At 73.6% G+C, this 19,689-nt stretch carries 14 protein-coding genes; 7 read left to right on the plus strand and 7 right to left on the minus strand.

The window, feature by feature from the left end:
- Positions 1 to 152: 152 nt before the first annotated feature.
- Positions 153 to 827: a GntR family transcriptional regulator gene (locus ACFYYB_RS39150; protein ID WP_389442931.1), complete on the minus strand. Its 675-nt coding sequence runs from the start codon at positions 825 to 827 to the stop codon at positions 153 to 155.
- Positions 828 to 951: 124 nt separating this feature from the next.
- On the opposite strand from ACFYYB_RS39150, the gene ACFYYB_RS39155 reads away from it, so the two are divergent.
- Both ACFYYB_RS39155 and ACFYYB_RS39160 read left to right on the plus strand, forming a co-directional pair.
- Positions 952 to 1,839 (plus strand): (2Fe-2S)-binding protein, encoded by an 888-nt coding sequence (locus ACFYYB_RS39155; RefSeq protein WP_389443150.1) that lies wholly within the window; start codon positions 952 to 954, stop codon positions 1,837 to 1,839.
- A 228-nt stretch (positions 1,840 to 2,067) separates the two neighbouring features.
- Positions 2,068 to 3,162: a DUF2637 domain-containing protein gene (locus ACFYYB_RS39160; RefSeq protein WP_389442933.1), complete on the plus strand. Its 1,095-nt coding sequence runs from the start codon at positions 2,068 to 2,070 to the stop codon at positions 3,160 to 3,162.
- Between the two features lie 62 nt (positions 3,163 to 3,224).
- On the opposite strand, the gene ACFYYB_RS39165 is transcribed toward ACFYYB_RS39160, so the two are convergent.
- The 4 genes from ACFYYB_RS39165 to ACFYYB_RS39180 all read right to left on the minus strand — a co-directional run bounded on the left by ACFYYB_RS39165 (position 3,225) and on the right by ACFYYB_RS39180 (position 12,596).
- Positions 3,225 to 3,689 carry an ATP-binding protein gene (locus tag ACFYYB_RS39165; RefSeq protein WP_389442935.1) on the minus strand — a complete coding sequence of 155 codons (465 nt, stop codon included), beginning with the start codon at positions 3,687 to 3,689 and terminating at the stop codon, positions 3,225 to 3,227.
- Between the two features lie 147 nt (positions 3,690 to 3,836).
- The gene (locus tag ACFYYB_RS39170) at positions 3,837 to 5,579 is read right to left on the minus strand and encodes a pyruvate dehydrogenase (RefSeq protein ID WP_389442937.1); all 1,743 of its coding nucleotides are present in this window, start codon (positions 5,577 to 5,579) and stop codon (positions 3,837 to 3,839) included.
- A gap of 73 nt (positions 5,580 to 5,652) precedes the next feature.
- Complete coding sequence (locus ACFYYB_RS39175; RefSeq protein WP_389442940.1) at positions 5,653 to 6,498, minus strand: protein phosphatase 2C domain-containing protein; 846 nt, start codon at positions 6,496 to 6,498, stop codon at positions 5,653 to 5,655.
- A 2,294-nt stretch (positions 6,499 to 8,792) separates the two neighbouring features.
- Positions 8,793 to 12,596 carry a S8 family serine peptidase gene (locus tag ACFYYB_RS39180; RefSeq protein WP_389442942.1) on the minus strand — a complete coding sequence of 1,268 codons (3,804 nt, stop codon included), beginning with the start codon at positions 12,594 to 12,596 and terminating at the stop codon, positions 8,793 to 8,795.
- 201 nt (positions 12,597 to 12,797) lie between these two features.
- Here ACFYYB_RS39180 and ACFYYB_RS39185 point away from each other — a divergent pair, with 201 nt between their 5' ends.
- The 5 genes from ACFYYB_RS39185 to ACFYYB_RS39205 all read left to right on the plus strand — a co-directional run bounded on the left by ACFYYB_RS39185 (position 12,798) and on the right by ACFYYB_RS39205 (position 17,061).
- Positions 12,798 to 13,775: a helix-turn-helix domain-containing protein gene (locus tag ACFYYB_RS39185; RefSeq protein ID WP_389443152.1), complete on the plus strand. Its 978-nt coding sequence runs from the start codon at positions 12,798 to 12,800 to the stop codon at positions 13,773 to 13,775.
- 24 nt (positions 13,776 to 13,799) lie between these two features.
- Positions 13,800 to 14,291, plus strand: a complete 492-nt coding sequence (locus ACFYYB_RS39190; protein ID WP_389442944.1) for a DUF456 domain-containing protein — start codon at positions 13,800 to 13,802, stop codon at positions 14,289 to 14,291.
- 179 nt (positions 14,292 to 14,470) lie between these two features.
- Positions 14,471 to 14,866: a PPOX class F420-dependent oxidoreductase gene (locus ACFYYB_RS39195; RefSeq protein WP_389442946.1), complete on the plus strand. Its 396-nt coding sequence runs from the start codon at positions 14,471 to 14,473 to the stop codon at positions 14,864 to 14,866.
- A 285-nt stretch (positions 14,867 to 15,151) separates the two neighbouring features.
- Entirely contained in the window at positions 15,152 to 15,754 is a 603-nt protein-coding gene (locus ACFYYB_RS39200) for an ArsR/SmtB family transcription factor (protein WP_389442948.1), read from the plus strand.
- Positions 15,751 to 17,061 carry an MFS transporter gene (locus ACFYYB_RS39205; RefSeq protein ID WP_389442950.1) on the plus strand — a complete coding sequence of 437 codons (1,311 nt, stop codon included), beginning with the start codon at positions 15,751 to 15,753 and terminating at the stop codon, positions 17,059 to 17,061. The genes ACFYYB_RS39200 and ACFYYB_RS39205 overlap by 4 nt, the downstream gene beginning before the upstream one ends.
- Before the next feature lie 97 nt (positions 17,062 to 17,158).
- Here ACFYYB_RS39205 and rsgA read toward each other — a convergent pair whose 3' ends face one another.
- Together rsgA and ACFYYB_RS39215 are read right to left on the minus strand one after the other, a co-directional pair.
- Complete coding sequence (gene rsgA / locus ACFYYB_RS39210) at positions 17,159 to 18,265, minus strand: ribosome small subunit-dependent GTPase A (protein WP_389442952.1); 1,107 nt, start codon at positions 18,263 to 18,265, stop codon at positions 17,159 to 17,161.
- Positions 18,266 to 18,486: 221 nt separating this feature from the next.
- Positions 18,487 to 19,683 (minus strand): FAD-dependent monooxygenase, encoded by a 1,197-nt coding sequence (locus tag ACFYYB_RS39215; protein WP_389442954.1) that lies wholly within the window; start codon positions 19,681 to 19,683, stop codon positions 18,487 to 18,489.
- Positions 19,684 to 19,689 lie beyond the last annotated feature (6 nt).

A 19,689-nucleotide genomic window follows, 5' to 3' on the forward strand; every position in this document is an offset into this window, starting at 1 on the left:
CCCGCACCCTGTCGGAGTCGGAGGCAGGGCGCCTAAATCATGCAGTCCAGGCCAACACCCCACCCCGCCCCCGGCACCGACCCCCACCCGCAGCAAGCCCGCACCCGGGCCAAGCCCAGCGGCCCAGGGACAGCGTCCCCGGCAACGGCGGCTCAGGCAGACCCGAAGTGGGCACGGATCAGCGACTCCGCCACCCCCACGTCACCCAAGGACAGCGCGGCCACCACCGCGCAGTGCTCCGCCGCGTCCGCCACGAGTTCCGCCCGCCGGACCCGCCGCGGCCCCGGCAGGGGCCACTGGGCGCGGCGGTGGAGATCCTCCGCCACGAGGAGGAGCTGCGCGTTGCCGGCCAGCGCCAGCACCGCACGGTGAAACGCCCGGTCCGCGTCGGCGTACCGCGCCGCATCACCCGACGCCGCCGCCGCCTCCGCCGCCTCCGCCGCGGGCACCACCGCGGCCCAGGCCGCCGCCGGCACCGTACGGGCCAGCCGCAGCATCACCGGGACCTCGAGCAGCGCCCTGACCTCGGCCAGTTCCGCCAGCTCCCCCGGGGTCCGGGTCAGGACCCGGAACCCCCGGTTCGGGAGGCATTCCACGACCCCCTCCAGCGCCAGCTGCTGCATCGCCTCGCGCACGGGCGTCGCGGAGACCCCGAACCGTTCCCCCAGGGCCGGCCCCGAGTAGATCTCCCCCGGCTCCAGCTCGCCCGCGAGCAGCGCCGCGCGCAGGGCGTCGAGCACCTGCCCGCGCACGGAGTGCCGTACGACCTTGCGGTCCTGCTCTCGGTCCTGCTGTTCCGGTACCCGGGCTCGGGCCGTATCGCGCACTCGGTCCTCCACGGGTTTCGACCTGCCCCGAAGAGTAACCCGCCTTCCCACACCCCACGAAGATCAGGTAAGGTAAGGCTTACCTGTTAACGATCGCGTGAATCGGTGGTTCGCCATGACCGTCATGACCGTCGCGGCCGTGGCGCCCACCCAGGGCAGCCTCCGCTCCGTACACCCCGCACGCCAGGCCACCTCTCCGGTGGCGGACGCGTACGCACGGCTGACGGAGGCCTACGGCGGACTGCGCGTCACCGAGCTCGCCCGGCACGAACCCTCCCCTCGCGGTGTGGGGTGGGTCGGTGCGGACGAGCTCGCGGCGGGCGGCGAGCCGCTGGAGACGTTCCTCGCGTGGGACGAGGCGCAGATACTCCGCGACTACGGGCGCCCGGGTCGGCCCGACGTGGTGGCGGGGTTCGGACTGCACCGGTACGCGTGGATGGCCTGTCTCCTGATCACGGTCCCGTGGTTCCTGGACCGCCGCGTGCCCCTCCTCCCCCCGGAGGACGTGTCCTTCGACCGGACGCACGGCCGGATGGCCGTCCGCGTCCACTCCTTCGCCTGCCTGCCGGACGACCCGGCGGCCGCGCTCCCCGGGGCCCGGGTCGTGCCCGACGAGGACGCGCTGCGCGCAGAGGTACGGGCCGCGGTGGCCCTGCACCTCGAACCGGTCATGGAGGGCTTCGGCCCGCGGATGCGGCGCGGGCGGCGCGCCCTGTGGGGCATGGTGACCGACGACGTGGTCGAGAGCCTCTGGTACGTGGGCAACCTGCTCGGCGAAGCCGAGGAGCGGCGGGCGATGCGCGAGCTGGACGCCCTCTTCCCCGGCTCGACCGCCCCGTACACCGGGGGCGCGGGCTTCCGGACCCTCGAAGCCCCGGACGGCCGGCAGCTGCCCACCCGCGACCGGGCGAGCTGCTGCTTCTTCTACACGATCCGCCCGGACGACACCTGCGTCACCTGCCCCCGCACCTGCGACGAGGACCGCGTGGCACGCCTGACGGCCGACAGCTGAGCCGCCGCCTCAACCCACCCGTCCGACTGACGGAAAATCGAACTCAACCAGCCCCATACGAGCGGGAGTTCGATCCGCAACACCCTATCCGGCGGGCTCCGCCCCTCGTTGGCGTCCACTTGCCCCGAAACCCGCGTGTACGACTCACCGGCTGCGCCACTATGGCGCCCGGAAAGCCGCACCGGCCACAAGCCGAACAGCCGCATACGCGAGGCAAGGGACAACCGCATGAGACTGACCGACATATCGCTGGACTGGCTGCTGCCCGGCAGCCTGCTGATCCTGGGCGTACTTGCGGCAGTGGCGGTACTGGCCCGGGGCAAGCGCGAAGGCGAGAAGGCCGGAGCGGCCGAGGACAGCTGGGAGCGCAGCGAGGAACGGCGGCGGCGCAAGGAAGCCGTCTACGGGACCGCCTCCTACGTCCTGCTCTTCTGCTGCGCGGCGGTGGCCGCGGCGCTCTCCTTCCACGGACTGGTCGGCTTCGGCCGGCAGAACCTCAACCTCTCCGGGGGCTGGGAGTACCTGGTCCCCTTCGGCCTCGACGGCGCCGCCATGTTCTGTTCGGTGCTCGCCGTCCGCGAGGCCAGCCACGGCGACGCGGCCCTCGGTTCGCGCATGCTGGTCTGGCTGTTCGCGGGAGCGGCCGCCTGGTTCAACTGGGTGCACGCCCCGCGCGGTCTCGGCCACGACGGGGCTCCGCAGTTCTTCTCCGGCATGTCGCTCTCGGCGGCCGTGCTCTTCGACCGCGCACTGAAGCAGACCCGCCGGGCCGCACTGCGCGAACAGGGCCTGATTCCCAGGCCGTTGCCGCAGATCCGGATGGTCCGCTGGCTGCGGGCACCCCGGGAGACCTTCGGCGCGTGGTCGCTGATGCTGCTGGAGGGGGTCCGCACGCTGGACGAGGCCGTGGACGAGGTGCGCGAGGACAAGAAGGAGAAGGAGAACGACCGGCACCGCCGTCGGGAGCAACACCGGCTGGACCGGGCGCACATCAAGGCGCTAGGCCGTCAGAACCGGGCGTTCGGGCGGGTGGCCCGGGCCCGTCAGGTCGAGGTGCCGGGGCTGGCCCCCGGAGCGGGCTCCGCGCCGGTCGGCGCGGAGCCGGCCATAGCGGAATCCGGACAGCTGCCCCTACGGCGCCGGCCCTCCCTGCAGGCCGTGAACGGAACCGACCCGCTTGACAGGACCGACAGGACCGAGTCGGCCGCCACGGGCACCGGCCCCCGGACGGTGGACCTCACCGCCGAGGACGACACGCAGACGCTCCCCCGACTCGACTCCCTGGAGCGCAAACTGAAGGACCTGGAGCAGCAGTTCGGCTGACGCCGCCGATGCGGCGGGCCCAGGCCCGTCCGGGAAGCGCGTCGCGGGGTCCGCCCGGTCACTCAGGCGGGCCCTGCCTCCTTCGCTCCGTCGAGTTCGAACCACAGGAGCTCGAACCACACCACCTTGCCGCCCCCCCGTGACACTCCGAGCGCGTCCACGCCCCAGGCGTCGGCGAGCGACTGCACCAGCACCAGTCCCCTGCCGTGCGTACCGTCGTCGGCGGACGGTACGTGCGGCCGGGGCCGGCGGGCGGCGTAGTCGCGGACCTCCACCCGCAGCCGGTCGTCGGCGAGCGTCGCGGAGATCTCGGCGCCCTGATCGGTGTGGACGAGGGCGTTCGTGACGAGCTCGGTGATCAGCAGCTCGGCCACCTCGGCAGCCTCCGTACGGCACCGGTGGCGCATCAACTCCCGTAAATCCCTGCGGACTTCTCCCACAGCTTTCAAGTCGGCCCGCCGCACGCTGCGGGTGATCCCCGAGGCGTCCACCGCCGCCCCGTCCTCGGCCGACGGTTCGCGCGGCACCGGCCGCCCCCTCCGCCACAGCTTTCCGGCCTTCGCCCCCACCCGCACGGCGATGTACCTCCCGCGTGTCCCCGCTACCCGACGGCCCGTCGGTCGAACAGGCCTACGGGATGCATGCCCCCCGGGGGAATCCGCACGCATCCGGGCTCAAGGGCGGGGCACGTTGCGGAGGTTGGATCGAGCCATCTGGATCATCCGGCCCACCCCTCCGTCCAGCACGATCTTGCTGGCCGAAAGTGCGAATCCGGTCACCATCTCGGCGCTGATCTTCGGCGGAATCGACAGGGCGTTGGGGTCCGTGACCACGTCCACAAGAGCGGGTCCCTTGTGCTTGAAAGCATCCTTCAAAGCCGCCGTGAGCTGCTTGGGCTTCTCCACGCGGACCCCGTACGCGCCCGCCGCGCGGGCGATCGCGGCGAAGTCGGGGTTCCTATTCGTCGTTCCGTACGAAGGAAGGCCGGAAACCAGCATCTCCAACTCGACCATACCGAGGGATGAGTTGTTGAAGAGGACCACTTTGACGGGGAGGTCGTACTGCACCAGGGTGAGGAAATCTCCCATCAGCATGGAGAAACCGCCGTCGCCCGACATCGACACCACTTGACGTCCGCGATCGGTGAACTGTGCGCCGATGGCCTGCGGAAGGGCGTTGGCCATGGAGCCGTGGCTGAAGGATCCGATGATGCGGCGCTTTCCGTTCGGGGAAAGATAGCGCGCCGCCCAGACGTTGCACATGCCCGTGTCCACGGTGAACACGGCGTCCTCGTCGGCCAGTTCGTCGAGCACGGCGGCCACGTACTCGGGGTGGATGGGCGTGCGCTTCTCCACCTTGCGCGTGTACGCCTTCACCACTCCCTCCAGCGCGTCCGCGTGCTTCTTCAGCATCCGGTCCAGGAACCGGCGGTCCGTCTTGGCCTTCACCCGGGTGTTCAGCGCGCGCAGGGTCTCCCGTACGTCGCCCCAGACCGCGAGGTCCAGCTTGGAGCGCCGGCCGAGGTGTTCGGGCCGGATGTCCACCTGGACGATCTTGACGTCGTCCGGGAGGAAGGCGTTGTAGGGGAAGTCCGTGCCGAGCAGGATCAGCAGATCGCACTCGTGGGTGGCCTCGTAGGCCGCGCCGTAGCCGAGCAGCCCGCTCATGCCGACGTCGTAGGGATTGTCGTACTGGATCCACTCCTTGCCGCGCAGGGCGTGGCCGATCGGCGCCTTGACCCGGCCGGCGAACTCCATGACCTCGGCGTGCGCGCCGGCGGTGCCGCTGCCGCAGAACAGGGTGACCCGGTCGGCCTCGTCGATGAGCCGGACCAGTTTGTCGATCTCGCCGTCGCCGGGCCGTACGGTCGGCCGTGCGGTCACCAGTGCCTGTTCGACGCTCTGCTCCGGGGCGGGCAGGGAGGCGATGTCCCCGGGCAGTGACACCACGCCGACGCCGCCGCGGCCGATGGCGTGCTGGATGGCGCTCTGCAGGACCCGGGGCATCTGCCGGGGGTTGGAGATCAGCTCGCTGTAGTGGCTGCACTCGGTGAACAGCCGGTCGGGGTGGGTCTCCTGGAAGTAGCCGAGGCCGATCTCGGAGGAGGGGATGTGGGAGGCCAGCGCGAGGACCGGCGCCATGGAGCGGTGGGCGTCGTAGAGCCCGTTGATCAGGTGGAGGTTGCCGGGGCCGCAGGAGCCCGCGCAGGCGGCGAGGGATCCGGTGATCTGGGCCTCGGCGCCGGCCGCGAAGGCGGCGGTCTCCTCGTGGCGCACCTGGATCCACTCGATGCCGCCGGTGCGGCGGATCGCGTCGACGACGGGGTTGAGGCTGTCCCCGACGACTCCGTACATCCGGCGCACGCCGGCGCGCACGAGGATGTCGATGAACTGCTCCGCCACGTTCTGCTTGGCCATGGAGGGGGCGCCCTTCCCTTTTTCCGGTTCCGCTCTGCCGCGTGCGCCTCCCATCCACGCATGATCCGCCGGGTTACGCCTCCCAGACCGCGGCGGCCGTCCGGTCGTCGGCGTAGCCCTTGAGGCGGAGCTGGGTGTCCGCGAGGAAGGCCGCGAGGCCCGGCGGGGGTGCGTCGGCCCAGCGGGCGGAGAGCTCGGCGGAGAGCGGCCGCTCCTCGCGCATCGGGTCGGCGAGGCCGCCGGAGCACAGCAGCAGGGTGTCGCCGGGGCGGGCCACGGAGGCCCGGAAGCGGAACGCGGCCGGGTCGCCGGACGCCGGTCCCGGCTCCTCCAGGTCCCGCCACTGTCCGTCCCGGAGCCGGAACAGCCCGCCCGCGCCCGCGCCGAAGCAGATCCGGGTGCGGCAGCCGGGGTCCACCGGCAGGAGCAGTCCGCGCAGCCCGGCCGTGTAGCCGTCCTCCGGGAGCCCCAGCTCGGCGGCGCGGGCGCGCAGCTGCCCGTAGCCCCGGTCGGTGAGCCGCTGGAGCCCCGAGCGCAGGGCTTCGCGGCGGCCGTCGCGGATGTCCTGCGACAGCCTCTCCTGGCTCCGCCCGACGGCCGCGGCGACGGAGCGGCACAGCTCGGCGGCGGCCTCGGCGGCCCCGGGTGCGGAGCGGTCCCCGCCGGCGAGCACGACCAGGACCAGCGCGTCGGGGCCGGTGCCGAAGCGGGCGGTGAGCAGGAAGTCCCGCCGGGCTTCGCCCCGGAACCGGGCGGAGTCCCCGCGCACGGAGGCGGCCCGCAGCGTGTAGCCGCCGTACTGGGCCCCCTCCAGCACGGTGTCGGGCGTCAGCGAGCCGAGCCCGGCGGGGTCGGCGGCGGGCAACGCGATGGGCTCGGCGGCGTAGGTGGGCGGCCGATCCCCCAGGTACGCCACCACGGGCCGCGCCCCTTCGGCCCCGTGCCCGGCCCCCTGCCCGGCCTCCGGACCAGCCCCACGATCCGGCCCGGGCCCTGCCCCGGTCCCGGATCCCGGCGCGAGGCCTCCACCGGCACCACCCCCGGACGCGGGAGCGGAACCCCAGCCCGTTCCGGACCCGGGATGCGACCCAAGCGCGAACCCGGTGTCGGGACCGGCGACGGAGCCGGACCTTGGATCCGAACCGGCACCGGGTCCGGACCTCGGATCTACGCCAAGGCCACTGCGGGAGGCGGTGCCCGAGCCTAGGCCCGTACCAGGGCGCCCCTCAGAGCCCGAGCCGAGGCCGGAGCCAAGTCCGGGGCCGGACCCGCGGACCACCCCCAGGCCCGAGCCGGCGCCAGTGCCGGAGCCAGTGTCCGCGCCGGGGCCGGGGTCGGACCCGCTGGCCACCCCCAGGCCTGAGACGGCGCCAGTGCCGGTGTCCGCGCCGGAGCCAGAGTCCGCGCCGGGGCCGGAACCGAGGCCGGGGTCGGACCCGCTGGCCAGCCCCAGGCCTGAGCCGACGCCGGTGCCGGAGCCGGTATCCGTGCCCGGGCCGGAACCAAGGCCGGGGTCGGAACCGCGGGCCACCCCCAAGCCTGAGCCGACGCCAGTGCCGGAGCCGGAGTCCGCGCCGGGGCCGGGGTCAAGGCCGGGGCCGGTCCCGAGGCCCGTGCCCGTACCGAGGCCCGCGCCCGTACCGGAGCCGGTGCCCAGGACGGGGTCAGTGCCGGGGCCCGTGCCGCTGTCGGAGCCGTGGGGCGTGCCCAGGCTGAGGCCTGCGCCCGTGCCGGAGCCGGAGTCAAAGCCGGGGCCAGAACTGGGGCCAAAGCTGGCACCGGAGCCCGCGCCGAGGCCCGTGCCGGCGCCAGAGCCGCTGTCGAAGCCGCGGGGCGCGCCCAGGCCGAGGTCCGTGCCTGTGCCAGGGGCGGAGCCTGCACCCGTGCCGAGGCCCGCGCCGGAGGCGGAGCCCGTGCCCGAGGCGGAGCCTGACCCCGCGCCGAGGCCCGCGCCCGAACCGGAGCCGGGTCCCGAGCCGGAGCCGGAGCCCTGGCCGGAACGCCGATCCAGGCCGGAGCCGGAATCGAACCCGGGGTCGGCCCCCGAAGTCGGGGCAGAGACCGGATCGGGCGCGGAAGCGGAACCCGGGCCCGGGGGTGAGCTGGTGCCCGGCCCCGTCCAGGGGCTCCGCCCGGCATCCGCGCTCGCGCTCGGTGCCGCACTCGGTGCCGGGCCGGACCCCGCCGGGGCGGCAGGCCCCGGGTAGCCGGCTTCGACGTGTGTGCCGTCGGGGTCGCGTCCGGCATCCGCCGGGTCCTGCTCCAGGGGCGCCGCTGGGGGTGCGTCGTCCCGTGGGCCCCAGCTCCAGTCGGACGGGTCCCCCGACTCCTCGGCAGGCAGCGCGGGCGGGACGGTGACGCTGCCGAGGGCGTACCAGGTCTGGCCGCCCTCCCGCGGATCCCGCGGCGGCGGCAGCGCAGAGCCGCCGTACGCGTCCTCCGCCCGGGGAAGCGACCCCGGCGGCTCCGCCTCCGGCCAGCCAACGGCCACGGGCGGCACCCCTTCGGCCTCAGACGCCGGCCAAGAAGCAACCACGGGCGACACCGCCTCAACCCCAGGCGCCACCCCACCAACAGCCACCGCCGGCCCCGCCTCCGGCCAAGGAGCAGCCGCCACGGGCGGCAGCGCCTCAACCTCAGGCGTCATCCCGTCGACGGCCACGGACGGCGCGGGCCGGGGAGCAGGCGGGGCCGCCTGCGAAACCGGGCCCGGAGCGGGCCGGGGAGCGGGCACGGCCGCCTCCGCCTCCGGCCCGGGAGCGGGCACGGCCGCCGTCGTCTCCGGCCCGGGAGCGGCCACGCGCGGCTGCGCTTGCGCCGCGGGGTCCGTCAGCGGCCCGGGGCCGGGCGCGGCCGCCGGCGGGTCCGATTGCTCCCCTGGCACCGCCCCGGCCGTCGCCGGGGGCTCCCCCGGGGCCTGGGCGGCGGGTTCCGTCAGGGGGTCCGGGGTCGCCCGGGGGGCGGGTACCGGGGTCGGGGCGACCAGGACCGCCGCCGAGCGGAAGCGGTGTTCCAGGGTGTCCCTGGGGTCGGGTTCGGGGCCCCCGTCGGGGTCCTCGTAGAGCTTCTGCCACCAGTCATCCGCGCCCGCGTCCCGCTGACTCATGGCCCTCATTGTCGGGCTCCGGCGCGACCGAAATCCGGCGAACGCAGGAAAAAGGGGGGCCCATCGGACCGCCGTCCGATGGACCCCCCTGCTCTATGTCGTACGACTTAGCGAATGCCGTACGCCCGCGCGACCATCTGGGTGACGGTGGCGCCGTTCTTGTCGGTCAGCTCGACCTTGAGCATGACCTGCTTGCCCGCGGCTCCGGCGTGGTCCACGGTCGCGGTCCACTGCCCGCCGCGCTCGCTCACCTTCGCCTCGGTCCAGCTGCCGCCCTCGTCGTACGAGTACGACAGCTTGGCCGACTTGAGCGCGCCGGGCGCGTAGCCCGCGTGCCCGCTGACCGAGAGGCCGATCCGCTGGCCGTTGGCCGCGGCCAGCGTCTTCATGCCGTCCAGCGGGGCGGAGATCCGCGGGAAGATGACCGGCAGCGCCTGCGAGTACTGCGTCTCGTCCAGCTTCGAGCGGAAGGTCCAGGTGGTCTGGATCGCGGAGGATCGCTGCCAGGTGCGGGCCGGCTGGCCGAACTTCTCCAGGTACTGGGTCAGTTCGTACGTGGCCTCGCCGGCCGGGACCTCGAAGGCCCCGAACGGGTAGCCGGTGTCCCCCAGCGACTCGCCGTCGACCTTGAGCGAGACGTTGCCGAGGTCGCCGAAGCCGCCCTGCTGGGCGTAGTGGCCGGTGTCCCCCCACATCGCGGAGGCGAAGCCGATCAGGTTGCCCTGCCGCTCGGCGGCCAGCTGCTCCTTGCCCGCGGTGTCGCGCGGCGCCACCGGACCGATGACCCCGTCGTACCAGTTCTCGGCGCGCTTCGAGCCCGCCTTGTACGTGCGGTGCTGGTCGGTCATGAACTCGCCCCACGGGAAGCTGCTGGAGACCATGTGGTCCCAGGCGGTGTCCCCGGCGGAGTAGTACTCGGTGCGCTTGCCCGGTACCGCGACGGTGTCGATGGAGCCGAAGTACACCGCGCTGCCCTGCGGGCGGTAGGCCCCGGTCACGTCGACGTAGTCGGCGGCGACGCCCATCGACTGGTAGGCCGATTCGACGGTGCCGAGCTCGCGGTCGCGCACCCGGTAGGTGCGGTCGCCGTGGACCCGGCCCTTCTCGATCTGCGCGAGGTTGTAGACGTACGGGCTCTTCGCGGTGCCCTTCCAGGTCAGCGTGACCCCGGTCTTGACGATCTTGTCCAGCAGGGCCTGGCCCTCGCCGTTTTCGACGGTCAGCAGCGGCAGGGCTCCGCCCGCGTAGCCGCCGAAGGCCTGCCAGCGGCCGGGGGCCTCGCGGTAGAGCACGACGGCCTTGGCGCCGGCCGCCTTCGCGTTCTGCCCGACCTCGTAGGCCATGCCCTCGTCCGTCACCTTGACCAGGGCGATCGCACCCTTGGCGGCGACGGCCGCGAACTCCTCGGGCGTGCCCGAACCGGCGTTGACGAGCGGGGCGCTGCCGGTTCCGTCGAGGTTCTCGCTGGCGGTGGAGGCGGTGATCGGGTGCAGCGCCCGGCCGCCCTTCACCTTCAGCTCGGAGAGCAGCGGGGCGGCCGCCCGCCAGTAGCTGCCGAACTCGAAGTCGCCCTCCTCGGCCTTGCCTTCGACCGAGGCGTAGTAGCCGCGGATCGTCCGGCCGCCCATGGCGGTGCCGGCGTGCTGCCAGCCCACCTCGCCCCAGGAGCGGGAGAAGGCGAGGGTGGTGGAACGCGCCTCGCTGGGCTTGTCGGTGGCGATGCTCAGCTTGGCCGCCTTGCGGGCGTCCAGCACGATCACCGTGTCCTTCTTGATCTCCGTCTGGGGACGGCCGAGGTAGGTGAGCGAGTCGTACATCCGGTCGCCCTCGCCGGCGTCGGGGGTGCCGACGAAGGCGGAGAGGAAGTACGAGCCCGGGCGGACCCGGTACACCTGGTCCACGGCGCCCTCGTTGAAGCGGCGCTCACCGGTGGCGTCGTCGGTGCCGATCAGGTCCAGGGAGGACGGGCCGGCGGCCGGCTTGCCCGCGCGGTCGATGAGCTTGACGCGCACCGTGACCGTCTCGGGCTCCACGTAGAGGGAGAAGGGGGTGGAGACGTGCTCGCCGTTCGCCGTGGCGATGACGCGGCCGGTGACGTCCCCGTACTGGGAGCGATCCAGCTTCGCGGCGGGGTCCAGGGCGAGCCGCACCTTGACGGTGGCTCCGGCGGGGACGGTCACGGTGCGCTTGTCCAGCCGCGCGACCTGGCTGCGGACGGCGGAGCCGTCGTTGCCGGTGACCTTCTCCACGGAGAGGTTCAGCGTGACGGGCTTCTTGCCCGTGTTGGTGTACGGGATCTCCACGCCGGTGCGGTCACTGCGGTCCTGCGGCCAGTTGTACGTGCCGCCCTGCACCGCGGGGGCGCTGGTGACGGTGGCGCCGATGGCGGCCTTGACGTCGAGCCGGCCACCGCCGGTCTCCCGTACGTCGCCCGGGACCGCGGTGTTCGCGGAGCCGACGAGCGCGGCCTTGATCTGCTGCGCCGTCCAGTCGGGGTGGCGCTGCTTGACGATGGCGGCGGCGCCCGCGACGTGCGGGGTGGCCATCGAGGTGCCGGACATGGACTGGTACGCGTACACCCCGCGGCCGCCCATGTTGGCGGCGGAGATCTGGACGCCGGGGGCGGCGATCTCGGGCTTGAGGGTGTGGTTCAGGCCGGCCGGGCCGCGGCTGGAGAAGGAGGCCGTCTTGTCGTCGCGGTCGACGGCGCCGACGGTCAGCACGCTGGGCGCGCAACCGGGCGAGGAGACCGTGTTGTTGCCCGGGCCGGCGTTGCCGGCGGCGATGACGAAGAGGCTGTTGCTGCTCTGGGCCAGCGCCTCGGTGGCCGCGGCCATCGGGTCGTCGCAGGAGAGCTGGGAGGGGTCGCCCAGGCTCATGGAGATCACGTCGGCCTTGCTGTCGACGGCCCACTGCATGCCCGCGATGATCCAGGAGTCCAGGCCGTAGCCGGAGTCGTTGAGGACCTTGCCGCTGAGCAGCTGGGCGCCGGGGGCGACGCCCTTCTTCGCTCCCTTGCTGGCGGCGCCGGAGCCGCCCACGGTGGAGATGGTGTGGGTGCCGTGGCCCTGGCGGTCCTCGGCGGTGTCCGAGTCGGTGAAGTTCTTGGCTTCGGCGACGCGGCCCTTGAGGTCGGGGTGTTCGAGGTCGGTGCCGGTGTCGAGGACGGCGACCTTGGTGCCCTTGCCGTCGAATCCGGCGGCCCACGCCGCGGTGGCGCCGACCTGCTTGGTCGAACGCTCCAGGTTCGCCTGGACCTTGCCGTCCAGCCACAGCTTCTTCAGCGGGGCGGAGGCGGCCGACCGGGCGTGCGGGTTGACGTTCGCGCCGGTGACGTCGGCCCAGAAGTCGGCGGCCTTCTCCTTGTCCGCGGCGAGTGCGACGCCGCCGATGGAGCCGAGGACCAGCTTCTGCTCGGCGCCGCGCGGAGCGGGCGGGGTGCTGCGCGCGAGGCTCGCGGAGCGCTCGTACACGGCGATCAGCGGGAGCTTCTTGGCGTGCGTGTCGTCGTAGCCCTGCCGGATCAGGCCGGTGACGTTGAAGAGCTCCTCGTCGACCTTGCCCGCGGCGAGCGCCTTGACCGCGCTCTCGGGGTAGACGTAGAGGTCCTTGCCCGCCTGGCGGGTCTGCACGATCGGCTGCGAGCCGTCCGCGCGGGGCATCGCGGTGGCGGCCGTACGGCCCTGCGCGTCGGTGGACACCAGGACGCGGTCGCCGGTGACCAGGGTCACCGTGACGGGGCCGGTGGGCTGCTTCGCCGCCTCCTGGCTCCCCGTGAGGGCCTTCTTCGCCGTGCCGGACCCTGCTCCGGACGCTCCGTCGCTCGGCTGCGCCGTGGACGGGCCCACGGCCGTGACGGCCAGGACGGCCGCGATGGCCGCTCCCAGTGCCGTACGCGATATCGGGCGCATCGCTCTCCCCAGATGAATTCCGGCCAACTACTGCATTGCACGGCGAAATCGCCGCGTAAATGGCTTCTGGCCAGCGGATGTTGGTGCTGCGGTGGCGCCACCTTGGCAGAGGGGCGCCAGGTGCGGCGATGATGTCGACGGCGGGTTTGCGCCGTGGCCGCTTCCCGCCAGGAACGGTTCCGAGAGGGTTGGGTGGACGAGTTGCTGGGTGCGATAGGTCTCGACGAAGGACAGGAGTCCGCTTACCGCGTGCTGGTCGCGCTGGGGGCGGCGGAGATACCGGACCTCGCGCACCGGCTGACCCTGCCGGTGCAGCAGACCGAACGGACCCTGCGCCACCTGGAGCGCCACGGGCTCGCGGCCCAGTCCTCCGCCCGGCCGGGCCGGTGGGTGGCGGCCCCGCCCGGGGTGGCCCTGGGCGCGCTGCTCACCCAGCAGCGGCACGAGCTGGAGCAGGCGGAGCTGGCGGCGGCCCTGCTGGCGGAGGAGTACCGGGCGGAGGCCGCCGAGCCGGCCGTGCACGACCTGGTGGAGGTGGTGACGGGCGCGAGCGCGGTGGCCCACCGCTTCCACCAGCTCCAGCTCGGCGCGGTGGAGGAGGTGTGCGCGCTGGTCAGCGGCCGGCCGCAGGTGGTGACGGGGACGGAGAACGAGGCGGAGGAGCGGGCGGCCGTACGGGGCGTCGCGTACCGGGTGGTCATCGAGCGGGAGGTGCTGACCCTGCCGACCGGGATCCGCGAGGCCTCCACGGCGCTGGCGCGCGGCGAGCACATCCGGGTGTCGGCCGCGGTGCCGACCAAACTCGTCATCGCGGACCGGACGCTCGCGATGGTCCCGCTGACGGCGCGCGGCGCGGAGCCGGCGGCGCTGGTCGTGCACGCGTCGGGCCTGCTGGAGTCCCTGATGGGCCTCTTCGAGGCGGTCTGGCGGGAGTCGCTCCCGCTGCGGCTGGGCTCCACCGGGGCGCCGGAGGAATTCGATGGCGGACCGGACGCCACGGACCTGGAGATCCTTACCCTGCTGCTGGCGGGGATGACGGACGCGAGCGTGGCGAAGCACCTGGAGCTGGGCCTGCGGACGGTGCAGCGGCGGGTCAAGGGCCTGATGGAACTGGCCGGGGTCACCACCCGGCTCCAGCTGGGCTGGTACGCGTACGAACGGGGCTGGGTGGCCCGATAGCCCCAGGTCAGGCACGCTGAGCAGATGGATCTGCCTCAGCTGCCCCAGTTGCTGCTGGTGGGGCTGGTGCTGGTGCTCGGATTGCTCGGGGTACTGGTCCCCGGCGTCCCCGGCACCCTCCTCGTCTGGGCCGGGGTCCTGTGGTGGGCGCTGCACGAACAGTCGTCGGTGGCCTGGGGCCTGCTGGCGGGCGCGACGGCGCTGCTGCTGGTGGTACAGGTGGTGAAGTGGCTGCTGCCCCCGCGGCGGCTCCGGGGGGTCGGCGTCACCCGCCGGATGGTGGTGTACGCGGGCGCGGGGGCGGTACTGGGCTTCGTGCTGCTCCCGGTCGTCGGCACGGTCCCGGGCTTCGTGGGCGGCATCTACCTCTGCGAGCGGCGCCGCCTGGGCACGCATGGGGAGGCCTGGGCGTCGGTACGGTCGGTGATGCGCGCGGTGGGGACGAGCGTGCTGGTGGAGCTGTTCGCGTGCCTGCTGGTGGTGGGGGCGTGGGTGGGCACGCTCGTGTGGGCGTAGCCGCGGCGCGGACACCACCGCCCCGGCCGCAAGCCCGGTCCGCCGGCCGCGGCGCGGCGCCGGGGACCCGGCCGGGACCTGGCCCGCCGGCCTACGCCTCAAACCGGGGCTTAAGGCGTAGGCCCGGCTAGGTCCTCGGCCCGATGCGCCGCGCGGACCCGGCTGGGATCGTCTCCCCCATGACCGATATGACGGAGTTCGCGGAGTTCAAGGGTTTCAGCGAGGCCGAGCTGGCCTACCTGCGTGCGCAGCCGCTGGGCCGGCTCGCGACGGTGGATCCGGCCGGGCAGCCCCAGGCCAACCCCGTGGGTTTCTTCCCGCAGGACGACGGGACGGTCCTGGTGGGCGGGCTGGCGATGGGCACGACGAAGAAGTGGCGCAACCTCACCGCCAACCCCCGGCTGTCGCTGGTCGTGGACGACCTGGTCAGCACGCGTCCGTGGACGGTGCGCGGCATCGAGATCCGCGGGCGGGCCGCGCTGGAGGTGGGCCCGCACTCCCTGGGACCCCACTTCAGCCCGGAGGTCATCCGCATCCACCCGGACCGCGTCCTGTCCTGGGGCCTTTCGGGCTAGGCCGTCTCTTTCGGATCTTGCCGGGCCCGCGACGCCTGGCACCGCGCCTGGCCGCACGGCCGAGGCGACCACGTACGCCCAGTACGCGAGCGCCCCGACAGCACGCCCAGGCACGGCACCAGACGCCGCGGACTCGGCCGACAAGATCCGAAAGAGACGACCTAGGCCGGTTGGGCCGGGCGGGTGGGCCGGCGGGGTGGGTGGCGCGCCTGATTTCCGCATGCGTTCCCGACTCCCGGACCCATCCCCTTGCGCAATGGTCAAGAAACGTTGACCATTGCGTCCATGCCTACCGATGAGCCTCCCGAGGCGTTCCACGTCACCACGGACGAACAGCTGCGCGCCGTCTCCAACCTCACGCGCCACCGGATCATGGCCGTGCTCCGCTTCGAGCCGGCGACGATCACCCAGATCGCCGCGCGAGTGGGCCTGGCGAAGGGGAGTTCCAGCTATCACGTGCGGCTGCTGGAGCGGGCCGGGCTGGTGAAGGTGGTCCGGACGCGGAAGGTCCGGGGGGTCAACGAGCGCTACTACGCGATGGCCGCGCGGTCGATCGTGCTGCCGGATCCGGGCGAGGGCGGGCCGGATCTGCTGATGCGGCACGCCGTGGCGGACCTGGAAGAGGCGCCGGCGGACGGCGAGCGGCACGTCGGGATGATGCATCTGCGGCTCACCGACGAGCAGTTCGCGGAGCTGGGGGCGCGCCTGGAGGCATTGGCGCGCGAGTACCGCGAGCTGTCCGATCCGGCCCTGCCGGACGCGTCGTTCGTCTTCGCGCTGTTCCACCCGGCACGTCGCGACCACAGCGCGGAGGACCAGAGCACCGAGGACCAGAGCGCGGAGGGCCGGAACACCGAGAGCCAGAACACCGAGGGGGAGTCCAAGTGAGCACAGGCATACGGAAGTTCCCGACCGGGTTCGGACGGCTGTGGACCGCGCAGACGGTGTCCTCGCTCGGTGACGGGGTGACGCACGCCGCGCTGCCGCTGATCGCGCTGACGCTGACGCGGGATCCGATGGCGCTCGCCGTCGTCACGGCCGCCGGAACGCTGCCGTGGCTGCTCTTCGGGGTGCTCGGCGGTGCGCTGGTGGACCGTTGGGACCGCCGGCGCACGATGTGGGTCGCGGACGCGGGACGCGCGGCGCTGCTGGCGGTACCGGTGGCCGCGGCCGCGCTCGACGTGCTGAGCATTCCGCTGCTGGCGGTCGTCGCCTTCCTTCTCGGCATCGGCGGACTCTTCTTCGACACGGCGGCCACGGCCTACCTGCCGGACCTGCTCGGCCGCGACCCCGCGCTCCTGGAGCGCGCCAACTCCCGCCTGCGCGGCGCCCAGACCGCCGCGTCCGGCTTCGCCGGGCCGCCCGCGGGCAGTGCGCTGCTCGCGCTCGGCCGGGCGGTTCCGCTGCTCGCCGACGCGGTGTCGTTCGCGGTCTCCGCCCTGCTCGTACGGTCGCTGCCCAGCGTGCCCCGGCCCGTACCGCAGGCCCGCGAGTCGCTGCTGCGGCAGGCACGGGCCGGGGCCTCGTACGTCTTCCGGGACCGGTTGCTGCTCGGTCTCGCGCTGCGCCCGGCGGTCGGGAACATCGCCTTCATCGCCGTGGAGACCGTCCTCGCCCTCTTCGCGCACGACCGGCTCGGCATCGGCGCCTTCGGCTTCGGTCTGCTCCTCACCGCGGAGGCCACCGGCGGCCTGCTCGGCGCGGCCATCGCCTCCTTCCTCGGCCGGCGGCTCGGTACCGGCACCGCGCTGACCTGCACGGCCGCGATCGAGGGACTGGCCGTCCTGGGGCTCGCCACCGCCCGGAACCCGTACGTGGCCGGCCTCGCGCTCGCCGTCTGCGGGGCGGGCATGGGCGCCACGATGGTGCTCGCGCCCTCCCTGCGGCAGGCGATCGTCCCGGCGCACCTGATGGGCCGGGTCGCCTCCACCAGCCGCATGCTGGGCATGTGCGCCGCCCCGTTCGGCGCCTTCCTCGGCGGCTGGCTGGCCACCGCGTACGACGTGCGCACCCCGCTCTACGCCGCCTCCGGCCTCCTCCTCGCCATGACCGCCATCACGGCGAACATGACCGGCAACCGACGGGTCGAGGCGGCCCTGCGCGCCGCCGGGGCGACCCCGGCCGGTACGCCGGACCAGCGGGACTCCGAGGAGCGGAGCAAGGAAGACCACGGGGCGTCCGTGGCCCGCCCGTAGACCGGGCGGGGAACCGGGGGCCCAGGGCGGGTACGGAACCGCCCCGAAGCCCAATGGGCCCCGGGGCGGGTGACTGACGGAGCGGGGGCGGTGGCCGTCAGGCGCGGCCCGTGCGCTTCGCGGAGTAGTTCGCGCGGCCCTCGGCCGAGCGGAGCCTCCAGTCGCGCCTGATCTCCGCCCGGAGCCGGGCGTCCGTCTTCGCGACGATCCGCTGGTTCTCCCGCAGCAGCTTGCGGTAGCTCTCCAGCCGGCGCTCGGGCAGCTCTCCGGAGTCCACGGCGGCCCGCACCGCGCACCCGGGCTCCGCCTCGTGCGCGCAGTCCTGGAAGCGGCACCGTTCCGCGTACTCCTCGATCTCCGAGAAGACCTGGCCCACGCCCGCCTCCGCGTCGAAGAGCCCGACGCCCCGCAGTCCGGGGGTGTCGATGAGCACGCCGCCGCCCGGCAGCACGAGCAGGTTGCGCGTCGTGGTGGTGTGGCGGCCCTTGCCGTCGACGTCGCGGGCGGCCTGGACCTCCATCACCTCTTCTCCGAGCAGGGTGTTGGCCAGCGTGGACTTGCCCGCGCCGGAGATGCCGAGGAGCACGCTCGTACCGCCCCCGACGACCGCGGCGAGCACGTCCGTGCCCTCCCCGGTCATCGAGGAGACCGTGAGGACCGTGACCCCGGGGGCCGTGGCCTCCACGTCCTCGACGAGGTGCGAGAGGGTGACCGGGTCCGGGACCAGGTCCGCCTTGGTCAGGACCACGAGGGGCTGCGCCCCCGATTCCCAGGCGAGCGCGAGGAACCGCTCGATGCGGCCGAGGTCCAGTTCGACCGCCAGGGACACCGCGATGATCGCGTGGTCGACGTTCGCGGCGAGGATCTGCCCCTCGGACCGCTGGGAGGAGGTGGACCGCACGAAGGCGGTCCGGCGCGGCAGGTACGTCTTCACGTACCGCGGAGTGCCGTGCGCCTCGACGACCGCCCAGTCGCCGGTGCAGATGACCCGGAGCGGGTCGTGCGGGGTGACGAAGGCGGTGTCGGCGCGGACGACGCCGTCCGCCGTCATGACGTCGCACTGGCCGCGGTCGACCCGTACGACCCGGCCGGGCACGAGGCCCTGGTCGGCGTGGGGGGCGAACTCGGCAGCCCAGGCGTCATCCCAGCCGTAGGGGGCGAGGGCGTGCGAGAGAGAAGCCTGCGGGAAAGAAGAGAAAGACAAGGGAAACCCTTCACAGGGTGGCCCCGGCGGTGCGCGCCGCTAGCGGGCGCGAAAGAGGTGAGAGGTCAGCCGGAGACCACGGAAGTGACATTGATGGTCTTCTGAGTGCGGGCAACGCCCTGCGCCATGACAGTCATCAATGAACTCACCTCCGGGTCGCATACGTACTGACGAGCGTCCCGCGGCGATCGGCGGGAACGGCCCCACCGTAACAAGCCCGCTCAGCCCCGCGCCACTTCTTTTACGGGCCCCCGTCCGCGCAGGGCTCCCGCGGCTCCCCAGGCCCGGGTGGCGAGGTCGCGGGCGAGGATGCCGGCCCTGGTCGAGGGCACCAGGAGCGCGGCGGCGCGGCCGACCCCGCGCTGCTTCGGCTCGACCAGCAGCCGGTGGCGGGCCTCGTAGCGCCGGAAGGCCGCCGTGTGGTCGCCGGGGCTCGCGGCGAGCTCGGCGGCCAGGGTGTGCGCCCCCGCCATGGCGAGGGTGCTGCCGTCCCCGAACAGCGACACGGAGGAGGCGGCGTCGCCGAGCAGCGCGACGCGGCCCCGGGACCAGCCGGGCATCGCGACCCGGCTGACGGCGTCGAAGTACAGCTCCTCCGCGGCCCCTACGCGGTCCAGCAGTTCGGGGATCCGCCAGCCGCCGCCCGCGTAGGCGGCCGCGAGCAGCCGCTTGTGCTGCGCGGCGTCCCGGTGGTCGAAGTCGGGCTCGGCCGGGCTGCGGTAGGCGAAGAAGGCCAGCGAACTGCCGCGCCGCGGGTGTACGGCGACCAGCCGGCCGGGGGTGTTGTGCGCGAGGACGGTGCGCGGGTCCTCGGCCGCGACGCCGAGCGGGAGCGTGGCGACGTACAGGCCCGCGTGGCGGACGAACAGGCCTTCCTCCCCGAAGACTTCGCGCCGGACGGTGGAGTGCTGCCCGTCCGCGCCGATGACCAGGCCGAAGCGGCGGGGCGGTCCGTGGCGGAAGGTCACCTCGACTCCGTGCGCGTCCTGGCGGAGCGTGTCGATGGAGTCGCCGAAGAGGAACTCGGCGTGTTCGCGGCTCGTTTCGTGGAGGACGGCCGCGAGGTCGCCGCGGCCGATCTCGATGTCCGCGCCCTCCGCCGCTCCCCCCGCCTTCGAGTGCTCCGGCGGGCCACCGAGGGCAAGGCCGCCCGTGCGGCGGCCCCGGGCGTCGACGAACCGCAGGGCGGTGACGGCCGTGGCGGCTTCCCGCAGGCGCCGGGCGATGCCCATCCGGCGGGCCACGTCCAGTGCCGGACCCCGGACGTCGACGGGGCTGCCGCTGGAGCGGACGGCGCCGGTGAGTTCGACCACCGTGGGGCGGAAGCCGTACCGGGCCAGCCAGTAGGCGAGGGTGGGCCCCGCGATGCCCGCTCCGGAGATCAGGACCCGTTGGCCGTCTTGGGCGGGAGCACTCACGGCATT

Origin of the sequence: Streptomyces sp. NPDC002886 (assembly GCF_042888445.1) — a bacterium.
Taxonomy (GTDB): Bacteria; Actinomycetota; Actinomycetes; order Streptomycetales; family Streptomycetaceae; genus Streptomyces.